General features: G+C 65.2%; 13 protein-coding genes. 5 read left to right on the forward strand and 8 right to left on the reverse strand.

The annotated features are described in order from the left end of the window. Positions 1–44 precede the first annotated feature (44 nt). From HZB49_RS07335 to HZB49_RS07345, 3 genes are all read right to left on the reverse strand, one after another. Entirely contained in the window at positions 45–1910 is a 1866-nt protein-coding gene (locus HZB49_RS07335; protein ID WP_291609839.1) for an ABC-F family ATP-binding cassette domain-containing protein, read from the reverse strand. Between the two features lie 82 nt (positions 1911–1992). After that, positions 1993–2169, reverse strand: a complete 177-nt coding sequence (locus HZB49_RS07340; protein WP_291609840.1) for a hypothetical protein — start codon at positions 2167–2169, stop codon at positions 1993–1995. Positions 2170–2367: 198 nt separating this feature from the next. After that, complete coding sequence (locus HZB49_RS07345; RefSeq protein ID WP_291609841.1) at positions 2368–2613, reverse strand: sulfur globule protein precursor; 246 nt, start codon at positions 2611–2613, stop codon at positions 2368–2370. A gap of 267 nt (positions 2614–2880) precedes the next feature. Here HZB49_RS07345 and ndk point away from each other — a divergent pair, with 267 nt between their 5' ends. After that, positions 2881–3303, forward strand: coding sequence for a nucleoside-diphosphate kinase (gene ndk, locus HZB49_RS07350; RefSeq protein WP_291609842.1), 423 nt, complete (start codon positions 2881–2883; stop codon positions 3301–3303). Between the two features lie 59 nt (positions 3304–3362). Next, the gene (locus tag HZB49_RS07355) at positions 3363–4190 is read left to right on the forward strand and encodes a TerC family protein (RefSeq protein ID WP_291609843.1); all 828 of its coding nucleotides are present in this window, start codon (positions 3363–3365) and stop codon (positions 4188–4190) included. Here HZB49_RS07355 and ppx read toward each other — a convergent pair whose 3' ends face one another. From ppx to HZB49_RS07375, 4 genes are all read right to left on the reverse strand, one after another. After that, entirely contained in the window at positions 4191–5693 is a 1503-nt protein-coding gene (ppx, locus tag HZB49_RS07360) for an exopolyphosphatase (protein WP_291609844.1), read from the reverse strand. A gap of 12 nt (positions 5694–5705) precedes the next feature. After that, positions 5706–7904 (reverse strand): RNA degradosome polyphosphate kinase, encoded by a 2199-nt coding sequence (locus HZB49_RS07365; RefSeq protein WP_291609845.1) that lies wholly within the window; start codon positions 7902–7904, stop codon positions 5706–5708. Between the two features lie 135 nt (positions 7905–8039). After that, the gene (locus tag HZB49_RS07370; protein ID WP_291609846.1) at positions 8040–8717 is read right to left on the reverse strand and encodes a chromosomal replication initiator DnaA; all 678 of its coding nucleotides are present in this window, start codon (positions 8715–8717) and stop codon (positions 8040–8042) included. A gap of 42 nt (positions 8718–8759) precedes the next feature. Beyond that, positions 8760–9305, reverse strand: coding sequence for a CDP-alcohol phosphatidyltransferase family protein (locus tag HZB49_RS07375; protein WP_291609847.1), 546 nt, complete (start codon positions 9303–9305; stop codon positions 8760–8762). Between the two features lie 145 nt (positions 9306–9450). On the opposite strand from HZB49_RS07375, the gene purM reads away from it, so the two are divergent. Both purM and purN read left to right on the forward strand, forming a co-directional pair. Next, on the forward strand, positions 9451–10524 hold the full coding sequence (gene purM, locus HZB49_RS07380; RefSeq protein ID WP_291609848.1) for a phosphoribosylformylglycinamidine cyclo-ligase: 1074 nt from the start codon (positions 9451–9453) through the stop codon (positions 10522–10524). Next, a complete protein-coding gene (gene purN, locus HZB49_RS07385; RefSeq protein ID WP_291609849.1) occupies positions 10524–11177 on the forward strand; it encodes a phosphoribosylglycinamide formyltransferase in 654 nt (217 codons plus the stop codon). Before purM ends, purN begins: the two co-directional genes overlap by 1 nt. 67 nt (positions 11178–11244) lie before the next feature. Here the strand turns inward: purN and HZB49_RS07390 are convergent, their stop codons facing one another. After that, positions 11245–11454, reverse strand: coding sequence for a cold-shock protein (locus HZB49_RS07390; RefSeq protein ID WP_291609850.1), 210 nt, complete (start codon positions 11452–11454; stop codon positions 11245–11247). A 415-nt stretch (positions 11455–11869) separates the two neighbouring features. Between HZB49_RS07390 and HZB49_RS07395 the strand changes: the two genes are divergently transcribed. Further along, complete coding sequence (locus tag HZB49_RS07395; protein ID WP_291609851.1) at positions 11870–12943, forward strand: autotransporter outer membrane beta-barrel domain-containing protein; 1074 nt, start codon at positions 11870–11872, stop codon at positions 12941–12943. The last annotated feature ends 1 nt before the right edge of the window (position 12944 follow it).

Raw genomic sequence — 12944 nt, forward strand, 5'->3', positions numbered from 1 at the left:
CGTTTTCTTGACGCGAACCGGTATCCACTTCGCTTGAAAACGCTTTAACCCGCTGCCTGTTCCAGCAGCGCGCTCGCTTCCAGCCACGCTTCCTCGGCACGCTGCAACGCTTCGGCCGCACTCGCGCGCGCCTTCGCCAGTTGCGCGGCCTGCTTCGGATCGCGCGTGAAGAGATCGGGCAGCGCAAGGGCTGCGTCGATCTTTTCGATGATGCCGCCGATGCGTGCGATCTCGGCTTCGGCGGTCGCAACCTTCTGCTTCAGCGGAACGCGTTTCTCGCTACGGCCTCGCTGCGGCCTGTCGCGCTCCTCGCCGCCGCGCTCGCGCGCGGGTTCCGTCTTGCGGTCGGATGAAAGCACCAGCCGCCGGTAATCTTCGAGGTCGCCGTCATAGGCCGTCACGGTGCGGTCGGCGACGACCCAGAGCCGATCCGCGCAGGCCTCGATCAGGTAGCGGTCGTGCGAAACCATGATGACGGCGCCCGCGAAATCGTTGATGGCTTCCGCAAGCGCCGCGCGGCTGTCGATGTCGAGATGGTTGGTCGGCTCGTCGAGGATGATCAGGTTGGGGGCGTGGAATGTCGCAAGCCCGAGCAGCAGGCGTGCCTTCTCGCCGCCGGAGAGGCTCTTCACCAGCGTATCGGCAGCCTTGCCGGAAAAGCCGATAGCGCCGGCCCGCGCGCGGATTTTCGATTCCGGGGCGTCGCCCATCAGCCTGCGCAAATGATCGTAGGTCGAGCCTTCGAGATCGAGCTCGTCGACCTGATGCTGGGCGAAATAGCCGACGGAAAGCTTGTCGGCGCGGGTGACCTGGCCCGAGAACGGCGCGAGCTTGTTCGCAATCAGCTTGACCAGCGTCGACTTGCCATTGCCGTTGGCGCCCAGCAGCGCGATGCGGTCGTCGGGATCGATGCGCAGCGTGACACGGGCGAGCACCGGCTTGGCTGGATCGTAGCCGACCGAAACATTGTCGAGCGCGATGATCGGCGGCGACAGCGTCTTCTCCGGCCTGGGGAAGCTGATCTCGTGCACGTCCTGCGTGACCAGCGCCGTCACCGGTTTCATCCGCTCCAGCATCTTGACGCGCGACTGCGCCTGCCGGGCCTTGGACGCCTTGGCCTTGAAGCGGTCGACGAAGGCCTGCAGGCGCTTGCGCTCGTCGGCCTGCCGCTTGGCGTGCTTCGCATCGAGCATTTCGCGGGTGGCGCGCTGCTCCTCGAAGGAGGAGTAGGTGCCCTTGTAGAGCGCGAGCTTGCCGCGATCGAGATGCAGTATCTGGTCGACCGAGGTGTCGAGCAGGTCGCGGTCATGGCTGATCACGATCACCGTGCGCGGATAATTCGCCAGATGATCCTCCAGCCACAGCGTGCCTTCGAGGTCGAGATAGTTGGTGGGCTCGTCCAGCAGCAGCAGGTCGGGCGCGGCGAACAGCGTGGCGGCGAGCGCCACGCGCATGCGCCAGCCGCCGGAGAATTCCTGGCACGACCGCGCCTGGTCGGCTGTCGAGAAACCGAGACCTGACAGAATGGCGGCGGCGCGGGCGGGTGCCGAATGCGCGTCGATGTCGACGAGCCGGGTCTGGATCTCGGCGATGCGGTGCGGATCGCGCGCGGTCTCGGCCTCGTGCAGCAGCGCAGCGCGCTCGACATCGGCCTTGAGCACGACCTCGATCAGGCTTTCCGGTCCGTCGGGCGCCTCCTGGGCGAGGCTGCCGATCCGCCAGCGCGGCGGCAGCGCAATCGTGCCGCTCTCGGTCGGCACGTCGCCGCGGATGGCGCCGAACAGCGTCGACTTGCCGACCCCGTTGCGGCCGACGAACCCGACGCGCGCTCCGGGCGCGATCTGCACGGAACTGTGGTCGATCAGGAGGCGGCCGGCGATTCGAACGGAAATGTCTGTCAGGGACAACATGCGGCCTTGTCACCGGAGCCGCCTTCAAACGCAACCTGTTTATGGCCGAAAACGCGGCCCGGCCGCGCCGGTTTGGGAGCGGTCAGGAACGGCCGGGAACGTCGCGCCGGCGCAGTTCATCGAGGAGTTGGCGCAAGCGGTCGGAAAGTCCGGTTTCCGGCCGCATGGATTGCTGCAGGCGTTCGCCGATGGCGTCACAGATGGACCGCGACGTCCTGCGATCGATCGGCTCGCCGTCGTTTTCGAACAAGGCTCTCATGGCGAGCTCCAGGTGGCTCGGGTTATTGCGGGTGGTCGAAAGCATGCAAGGTCAAGTCGCAAGAGGAGCATTTGTTTCCGCACGCGGACCGCGCAAGCAACCAACTGCAAATGCCGAATCGCCGATTGGTTCCATGGCTGCGAAAAAAGCCCCGGCGCGGCCGGGGCTTTTCGCAAGGGGTCGGTCAGACCGATCGGGTCAGTAGCAGCGGTTCACCAGCCGCCACTGCGGTCCCCAGGGCGTGCCGACCAGCCGCCGCACATAGCAGCCGCCATAGGCGTAACCGCCGCGGTAATGGGCGGGGCCGCCAATGACGATGCGCGGGCCGCCCCAACCGTGCCAGCCACCGTGCCGGCCGGCCCAGGCGGAGGCCGAGGTCGGAGCCAATGCGGCCGCACCCAGCGAGGCCGCAGCAAGGGCAACAAGCGAGAGTTTGCGTAACATGGTCCACTCCTTGGAAAGCCGGCGCGGCAAGCGCCGTTGTCAAATTACCTTCCCGCGACAGCCGGTTCGGCAGGCCCGGGCGTCCGATTGGTCGAAAGCCTAACCGTGCCAGGCTGAACGCAACCGGCACGCTGGTGTCAGAGTGGGTTCATCAGGGTGAAATTGTCGTAATCCAGCCGGTTTTGGCCGCGTCACCGGGTCGCTTGCCGAAGCCGGGGGGCGCCGATATAAGCCCGACAAATCCCCGTGGCATCCCAAGGAAAAAGTATGGCGATTCAACGCACCTTTTCGATCATCAAGCCCGACGCGACGGCGCGTAACCTGACCGGCGCGGTCAACGCCATCATCGAAAAGGCCGGCCTGCGAATCGTGGCGCAGAAGCGCATCCGCATGACCCGCGACCAGGCCGAGACCTTCTATGCCGTGCACAAGGCGCGGCCGTTCTTCGGCGAGCTCGTTGATTTCATGACCTCCGGCCCGGTCGTGGTTCAGGTGCTGGAAGGCGAAGGCGCAATCGCCAAATATCGCGACGTGATGGGTGCCACCGATCCGTCGAAGGCCGCCGAGGGTACCATTCGCAAGGTGCATGCAAAGTCGATCGGCGAGAATTCGGTGCACGGTTCCGATGCGCCGGAAACGGCAGTGATCGAGATCGCCCAGTTCTTCTCGGGCAACGAGATCGTCGGTTGATCGAACCGGCAAGCAGGCAATAGCCGCGCAGAACGGCGAAAGGTCGGAGGGAACAGACTGTGGATTGGCTGCTGCAGATTTTTAGTCCGGCGACGATCGCGAACTTCTTCACGCAGTTCTATGCCGAGATGCAGCAGCCCACCTTCTGGGTCGCTCTCGGCAAGATCATGTGGATCAACATCCTGCTGTCGGGCGACAATGCGCTCGTCATCGCGATGGCCTGTCGCGGGCTGGCGCCGCGTCAGCGGTTCTGGGGCATGTTCCTCGGCGCCGGTGTCGCCGTGCTGCTGCGTATCGTCTTCACCTTCATCGTCGTGACGTTGATGAGCCTGCCGTACCTCAAGCTGGTCGGTGGCTTGGCGCTGCTCTGGATCGCTGCCAAGCTGCTGGTGCCGGAACACGAGGACGAGGATGGAGGCGTGGATGCCGCCGCCCATCTGTGGGCGGCGGTGCGAATCGTCGCGATCGCCGACATCGTAATGAGCCTCGACAATGTGATCGCAGTTGCGGCTGCCGCCGGTGGCAGCGTGCCGCTGCTGGTGCTCGGCCTTGCGATCAGCATTCCCCTGATCGTGGCAGGTGCGGCGCTGATCATGGCGCTGCTGACGCGCCTGCCGATCCTGGTGTGGGCGGGCGCAGCGCTGCTCGGCTGGATCGCTGGCGACGTCATAGCAACCGATCCGGCAATCGAGCCCAAACTCAGCGCACTGTTCTCAGGTCCGGTCGGAACCAAGCTGGATTCGATCCTGGCTGCGGTCAACATCGCTCACGGCCACAGCGCGGAGTTCGTGCTGGCCGTGCTCGGCGTCATCGTCGTGCTGGTGATCGGCGGTGCCTGGCGCAAGCGCACGCTGGCGAAGATGGAGCATCCGGAAACGGCGATCTGATTAGCGCCGCACGATCGATCCGGATCGGCCGACCAGGCGGGCGAGCTGCTTGAAGCGGCTGCCGACGCGGTCGGCGACGAGGTCCACCATCTGGTGCTCGAACACCAGCATCAGCTTGCGGCCGCGGGTGCGGAAATGCGTGGCCGGGAGCACGCCGGGGCGGGCAGCCGAGATCAGGTGGGCGACGCGGAAGGCCGCGCCCAACAATCGCGCACGCTCGTCCATCGCCGGCGGCAGCAGGTCGCGGATGGTCTCCGGAGGCTCGTTCTGCACCGACAAGCCGGCATAGCGGTAGAACACGGCCAGCGCGACGAAGGCGCGGCCCTGATGGCTGATCGAACCGAAATTGCCGTTGGTGATCAGGCTCAGCGTCTCCTCGCCGCGGTGGTCGGGATGCACCCGCCATCCGACGTCGGAGAGCAGGCAGGCCGCATGACGCAGGCGGCGGTCCTCCACGGTCTCGCGCAGGTGGACGACCCGAACCAGGCGATCGGTCCAGGCGATCAGCTCCTCGGCATGGCGCGCCGAGCGCGACAGCAACCGGTTGAGGTTCTGCGCGGCGCAGATCAGTCCGTCTTCGGCACGCTGGTCCCGCGACAACATCTCGTAGAACAGGCCCTCGCGCACGCCGAAGGTCGAGAACACGATGGTCTTCGGCCTGACGACGCGGATGACATATTCCAGCACCAGCGCGGCATAGGTGAGCAGCGGCCGCCGCGCGTCCGAGACGACCTCGATGTCGGCGAGCCGGTTGGCCGCGGCCAGGCGCCGCAGGCGCTGCGCAAAATCGAGCGCGTCGGGCGCGGGGATCGAATAGCCGTGCATCACCTTCAGCGGATAGCCGCTCTGCACGATGTGGATGCGCGCCAGCGCGCGCCAGGTGCCGCCGACCGCGTAGAAGGTGCGGCCTCGGCCTTGCTTGAGCAGATCGACGCCGGAGATGGTGTCGCGCACGATGTTTTCTGCACGCTTCAGCGACCTGTGCGAGGAGTCCTGCAGGGCGAGGCTGCCGAGCGGCAACGTGACGCCGTTGCGGACGCGGTCGCGGCGCACGTCGATCAGTTCGAGCGAGCCGCCGCCGAGATCGCCGACGATGCCGTCGGGATCATGGATGCCGGAGATCACGCCGAGCGCGGAGAGTTTTGCCTCGCGCGGCCCCGAGAGGATGTCGATCGGCACGCCGCAGATGCGTTCGGCCTTGGCAATGAATTCCGGACCGTTGGTGGCGTCACGGCAGGCCGCGGTCGCAATGACATAGACGCGGCCGACCTTCTGGATCCGGCAGAGCGCACGGAAGCGCCGCAGCGACGTCAGCGCCCTGGCCACCGCATCGGGCGCGAGCAGGCCGGTGCTCTGCACCTCGCGCCCGAGACCGCATAATGCCTTCTCGTTGAAGACCGGGATGAGGCTGCGGCTCAGGTTCTCATAGACGACGAGGCGAACCGAGTTCGAACCGATGTCGATGACCGCGACGCTGGATTCGCGTTTGCGCGGCCGCTTCACTGCCGAAGCTCCTTACGTCGTTTGCTGACGCTCGTTGCGGCGGGTGAGCCGGCGCGGCGAAGATTCCTTGAGCGACTTTCCACGGCCGGACAGACTCGGATTCGTCATGAAATAGTTGTGCAGGTTGAAAGGCTCTTCGCCTTTCGCGGCCTTCATACGCGTTGACGATCCATCCGGCAACAATTGCCAGCTCTGCTCGGTATCCTTCAGGTTCGCGACCATGATCTGTTCGAGAACCTGCTGATGCACCGTGGGATTTTGCAGCGGGCACAGCACCTCGACGCGGCGGTCGAGGTTGCGCGGCATCATGTCGGCCGACGAGATATACACAGCCGCCTTGGCGCCCGGCAGGCCCTGACCCATACCAAAGCAGTAGATGCGGCCGTGCTCGAGGAAGCGGCCGATCACCGATTTGACGCGGATATTCTCCGACAACCCGGGAAGGCCCGGCCGCAGGCAGCAGATGCCACGCACGACCAGTTCGACCGTCACGCCCGCCTGGGAAGCCTGGTACAGCGCGTCGATGATGTCGGGGTCGACCAGCGAGTTCATCTTCATCCAGATCGCCGCCGGCCGGCCGTGTTTGGCGTGGTTGATCTCGCCGTGGATGTGCTCGAGCATGCGCTTGCGCAGGGTCAGCGGCGAGACCGCCATCTTCTCGAGTTCGCTCGGTTCGGCATAGCCGGTGATGTAGTTGAACACCCGCGCGGCGTCGCGCCCGATCGCGGGGTCCGAGGTGAAGTAGGAGAGGTCCGTGTAGATGCGCGCGGTGACCGGGTGATAGTTGCCGGTGCCGGTGTGCACATAGGTCGTGAGGTTGCCGCCCTCGCGGCGCACGACCATCGACAGCTTGGCGTGGGTCTTCAGCTCGATGAATCCGTAGACGACCTGCACGCCGGCGCGCTCGAGGTCGCGCGCCCAGCGGATATTGGCTTCCTCGTCGAACCGCGCCTTCAACTCGATCAGGGCGGTGACGGATTTGCCGGCCTCGGCGGCCTCTGCCAGCGCGCGGACGATGGGAGAATTGTTGGAGGTGCGGTACAGCGTCTGCTTGATCGCCACCACGTCGGGATCGCGCGTAGCCTGCTGCAGGAACTGCACCACCACGTCGAAGGATTCGTAGGGGTGGTGGACGATCAGGTCCTTCTGCCGGATCGCGGCAAAGATGTCGCCGCCATGGTCGCGCACGCGCTCGGGGTGGCGCGGCACATAGGGCGGGAATTCGAGGTCGGGCCGGTCGAGCCGCGTTAGTTGCGACAGCTCGTTCATCGCCAGCACGCCGTCGACCAGGAATATCTCGTCGTCGGCGGCCGACAATGCCTGCTGCACGAAGGCACGCAGCTCCTCCGGCATCTTGGCGTCGATCTCCAGCCGGATCACCGATCCGCGGCGGCGCCGCTTCAGCGCGGTCTCGAAGGTGCGGACGAGGTCTTCGGCCTCTTCCTCGATTTCGATTTCGGAGTCCCTGATGATGCGGAATGCGCCCTGGCCGTTCACGGTGTAGCCGGGGAACAGCCGTCCGATGAACAGCGAGGTGGCCTGCTCGAGCGTAATCAGCCGCGTCACGCCGTCCTTGGTCGAGGGCATGCGAATGAACCGGTCGATTTTGCCGGGCATGCGGATCAGTGCGTTCATCGGCTTGCCGTCGGCGATTCGCACCAATTGCAGCGCGATGGTGAAGCCGAGGCTCGGGATGAAGGGAAAGGGATGCGCCGGGTCGATTGCGAGCGGCGTCAGCAGCGGAAAGATGTTGTGGAGGAAGTGATCCTCGATCCAGCTTCGCTCCGTCTTGGTGACGTCGCGGCCGTCGACCAGCACGATGCCGACTTCGGCGAGCGTGTGGTGCAACTGCCCCCAGATCGTCTGCTGGTCCCGGGCGAGCTGCGAGACCGTCTCGTTGACGAGGTGGAGCTGCTCCAGGGGGGTGCGGCCGTCGGGGCTGCGCTCGGTGATGCCTTCGCGGACCTGCGCCTTGATGCCGGCGACACGGACCATGAAGAACTCATCAAGGTTATTGGCGGAAATCGACAGGAACCGGACCCGCTCCAGCGCAGGATGACCCTGATTGACCGCTTCCTCCAGCACCCGGCGATTGAAATGCAGCCAGGAAAGCTCCCGGTTGATGAACCGTTCCGGGCTCGAGGCGATCGATGGCGGGGCCTGAACTTCGGCCTCTTTCTCTTTAGTTATAATGGCTTGTGCGGAATCCATCAGGTTCCATCCGAGCGACGGCTAGGTGCGCCGCAATATAAGAAAAACGTTCCAGACCATGTGATATTGCGATGACGTTTCAATGACATTGACGTTCCGCGCGGCGTCGCCGTCAAGATGGGGTTTGCCCGATCTTCAGGCGTTGCGCAGCAGCTCCGCGGCCAGCGCCCGGGTCACGGGGCGGCCGAGCCGCAGCGCCTCGGTATCCAGTAACTCCACCGTCAGACGCGCCGCGGCGTAGGAGCGCTCGATACGGCCTACGAGATAGCTGACCAGGCTTTCGTCGACGGCCATTTGCCGGTCGGCGCAGAATTTGACGATCAACGCGCGGAACAGGAGATCGTCGGGCGGCGCCACCGACACCACGGGTACCGCGCGCAGTCGCGAGCGCAGGTCGCGCAGTTCGATGTCGAGCGCCGGCGGCGGCACGCGCGCGGTCATGAGGACGAAGGCCGCGTCCTCCCGCGCCAGGTTCATCAGGTGAAAGATGGCGCGTTCGTCGAAACTGCCCGCCTTCAGGTCCTCGACCACGAGCGCACCGGTCGCGAGCGCATTCGGCACCGACGCTGCGGCGAGCGCATGCGCCGAGATGACCCGCGCGCCGGATCGTTCGGCCCAGATCGAGGCGAGGTGGCTCTTGCCGGAGCCGTCCTCGCCCGCCAGCCACATGATGCGGTTGGGCCAGTCCGGCCATTGCTCGATCAGCGCGAGTGCGGCCGCATTGGCCGGCCCTTCGAGAAAATTGTCGCGCGTCAGGCTTTCCGCATGCGGCAGCGCAAATGCAAGCTGTCGGGGTTGAACGCTACCTGCCACGCCGTCACTCCATGCCGGAAAAACCGGCAATGCCTAGCTAGCCTACCTTGGGGCTTCGATCGTGCTCATGTGCCGCACCCAGCCCACGAGATAGAGCGAGACGGAAACCAAAGTAAAGACCGTGACAAAACCCATCAGGATGAGGTCATAGGGCGCGCTCGGACGATCGAATGCGAGCGACCCCAGCACCAGCGCTGCAAATGCCACCTGCGCCACCGTGTTCAGCTTCGACACCATCGACGGCTTCATCGGCACGGGTTTGTCGAACAGCCAGGATACGATCACGGCTGCCACGATCATGATGTCGCGGGACACCACGAGGATGACGATCCAGCGCGGCACCGCACCCCAGATGCCGAGCGCGACATAGATCGAGACCAGCAGCGCCTTGTCGGCGAGCGGATCGAGCAGGGCGCCGAGTTCGCTCGCCATGTTGAAGCGCTTGGCCAGAAAGCCGTCGACGGCATCGCTGACGCCGGCAACGACGAAGACCGCGAAGGCGATCGCCATCTGGTTCGAGGCGATGGCCCAGACGATGACCGGCACCAGGATGATGCGGCCCAGGGTGATGATGTTCGGAATATTCAACGCGGAGCTTCCCGGCTACCGGCCGGTTTCGGTCCCGGGCGGGGCCAACCGGCTGTTATCTACATAGTATAGCGGCGGGCCGCTTGCGAGCCATTGCACCGGGGCGGAATCCGACGTAACCAGCCGCCAACACACGGAAAATAGCATGGCGGACCGCAAGAACGGGCTGACTTACGCGGATTCGGGCGTCGATATCGATGCCGGCAACCGGCTGGTCGATCTCATCAAGCCCATGGTCCGCGCCACCGCCCGGGCCGGCGCCGACGCCGAGATCGGGGGGTTCGGCGGGCTGTTCGACCTCAAGGCGGCGGGCTTCAGGGATCCGGTCCTGGTGGCCGCCACCGACGGCGTCGGGACCAAGGTCAAGATCGCGATTGATACCGCCCTGCATGGCGGAATCGGCATCGATCTGGTCGCCATGTCGGTCAACGATCTCGTCGTACAGGGCGCCGAGCCCCTGTTCTTCCTCGACTACTTTGCCTGCGGCAAACTCGATCCCGAGGCGACTGCGGCGATCGTCGCCGGCGTTGCGGAAGGCTGCCGGGAAAGCGGCTGCGCGCTGATCGGCGGCGAGACCGCGGAAATGCCCGGCCTGTACAAGGACGGCGATTACGATCTTGCGGGCTTTGCGGTCGGCGCGGCCGAACGCGGCACGCTGCTGCCGCGAGGCGATATCGCGGCCGGCGATGCGGTGATCGGGCTCGCTTCTTCCGGCGTCCATTCCAACGGCTTTTCGCTGGTGCGCAAGATCGTCGAGAATTCGCGGATTGCCTGGGACGCACCGGCGCCGTTCTCGCCGGTCATGACGCTCGGCGGCGCGCTGCTGACGCCGACCAAACTCTACGTCAAGTCCTGCCTGCGCGCGATCCGCGAGACCGGCGCGGTGAAGGGCCTGGCCCATATCACCGGCGGCGGCTTCACCGACAACATCCCGCGCGTGCTGCCGAAGCATCTCGGGGTACGCATCGACCTGGCGCGGCTGCCGGTGCTGCCGGTGTTCAAATGGCTGGCGGCGCAGGGCGGCATCGCCGAGCTCGAACTGCTGCGCACCTTCAACTGCGGCATCGGCATGATCGCCATCGTCAAGCCCGACGCCGTCGAAGAGGTCACCCGGGTTTTCACCGAGAGCGGCGAGACCGTCGCCTTGCTCGGCGAGGTGATCGAGGCCAAAGGCGAGCATCGCGTGGTCTATAACGGTCACCTCGATCTGGCGCTCTGATGAAACGCCGCGTCGCCATCCTGATTTCGGGGCGCGGATCCAACATGGCCGCGCTGATCGAGGCCGCGAAGGCCGGCGACTTCCCGGCTGAAATTGCCGTGGTGATCTCCAACCGCGCGGATGCCGCCGGCCTCGACCGGGCGAGAGCGAACGGCGTTGCGACTGAAATCGTCGAGAGCAAGCCGTTCGGCAAGGACCGCGCCGCGTTCGAGAAGGTGCTCGAGGAAAGCCTCGCCCGGCACCGTGCCGAGCTGATTTGTCTGGGCGGCTTCATGCGGCTCTTCACGGCCGAATTCGTGCAGCGCTGGCACGGGCGGATGCTCAACATCCATCCATCGCTGCTGCCGTCGTTCCCCGGGCTCGATCCGCACGGCCAGGCGCTGAAGGCGGGCGTGAAGATTTCGGGTGCGACCGTGCACTTCGTCATTCCCGAGACCGACGCCGGTCCCATCGTGATGCAGGGCGCAGTTCCCGTGCACGATGACGATACGGCCGAGGCGCTGTCGCAGCGGATCCTCTCCGTGGAGCACCGCATCTATCCCGAAGCGTTGCGATTGCTGGCGAGCGGCCGGCTCCGCCTGGAAGGCGACCTCTGCAAGATCGCGGGCGGCGCAGGAAGCGGTGAGCCCCTGATCTCGCCGTTGGCGAGATAAAGCCAAAAAGGAAATCCCCCGGCAACGCCGGGGGGATCATCATGAACCTGTGCGGATCGTGATAGTCTTAGGTGACCTTGAGATTTTCCGCGGACTGTTTGCCGCGATTTTCGACAAGGTCGTATTCAACCGTCTGGTTTTCATTGAGGGTCGAGAGTCCGGCACGCTCCACGGCAGAGATGTGGACGAACACGTCCCTGTCGCCGCCCTGGGGCTTGATGAACCCGTATCCCTTGGTCGGGTTGAACCATTTAACGGTGCCTTTGTAGCTCGGCATCGCTAGTCTCCTGGTCTGGACGAAAAAAAGACGCGGTCACGTCTCCCAACGTGCCACGCCACAAGCGGCTTCCGGGTGTCTTCTTGTATTTCCAAGTCGCGAAAACGCACAGTCAAACGGCCTAGATCCGATTGTGCGAGTGATTGCAACACGAAACCTGCACATTAGCAAGCACATGGCGGGCGGCGCGCGTTGTCGCAGCTTCGGGTGACCTGTGGCAGGGGCACCACAACGACGGCTATTCGGGCTTTGACGGGGTTCCCAAGCGATTGACGCTCCCGGCGAACTGGGGGCAAATCGGTCGCCGAGCGGCAGGAATCCGGCGCAGCCGAGGCCGGCGCTCGCGGTGGGATCGGAATTCATGCGCTGCGCATCGCGGCCTTCACTGGCAGGGGAGACCGGGGCGGGCCGCAGGATGGTCCGGGCCATTGCGATGGCCATTGCGCTGGCGATTGGGGCGATATCGTCGGCCGAAGCCCAGCTGGTGCCGTCGCCCTCACCGACGCCTACGCCGGGCATCACGATCATCAGTTCCGACATCTCGGCCAACCAGGCCGTGGGCAATCTCGGCAGCAGTTTTCTGGAGCGACTCGCGGGTCAGGCGACCAACGGCGTGGACCGGATCGGGCGAGGCAATCCCGGCGGCGGCGGCGCTTCGGAAGCGACCGAAGCGCCGAAATTCCGCGCCTGGGTCGAAGGCTACGGCTTGTCGTCGAGGACCGATGCCCAGGGCGATTTCGCCGGCGACCGCCGCACCACCTGGGGCGGCGTGGCCGGCATCGGCGCGACGGTCGGACCCGGCGTAAACTTTGGCCTTTCCGTCGACCAGAGCCGCAGCAAGATCGATGTGCCGCTCGCCTTCCAATGGGCCACCCTCGATCTCACCCAGGTTGGCGCCAGCTTCTCCATCGACAAGGGGCCCTGGACCCTGGCCGGCGCGTTCGTGCACGGCTTCGGCAAGGTCAATTCGAACCGCGACACCGGTGCGGGCATTGCGGTTGCCGACTACAACGCCGCGCTGGACGGGGGAATCGTCGAACTCGACTACTACTGGATGAAGGACGAATTCCGCATCGTCCCGAAAATCGCCCTCGAATATGTGCGCTCCTCGACGGACGCATTTACCGAGCAAGGCGCGGCCTTCTTCCTGGTGACGGCAAGCAATGCGACGGCGGAGCGGGCGAGGGCGCTGATCGGCGCGGAGGTCGGGCGTTACTTCATCTTCGACCGGAAGATCCTCGACCTGTCGGCCTATGGCAAGTTCATCGACAATTTCCACCAGAGCTTCAGCACGGTCACCGTCAGCATTCCCGGCTTCCAGCCCGTCAGCGTCCAGGGGATCGGCGAGAGCCGTTACGGGGCGGATGCGGGCGCTGCGGCCTCGCTCAGCCTGACCAACAGTTTCCGTCTCTATGCGCGCTACGACGGCAAGTTCCGCGAGCACTTTCAATCGCACCAGGGCCTGGCCGGCCTTGAAGTGCGATGGTAGC

The sequence above is a fragment of the Bradyrhizobium sp. genome, assembly GCF_016219575.1.
Classification (GTDB): Bacteria; Pseudomonadota; Alphaproteobacteria; order Rhizobiales; family Xanthobacteraceae; genus Bradyrhizobium.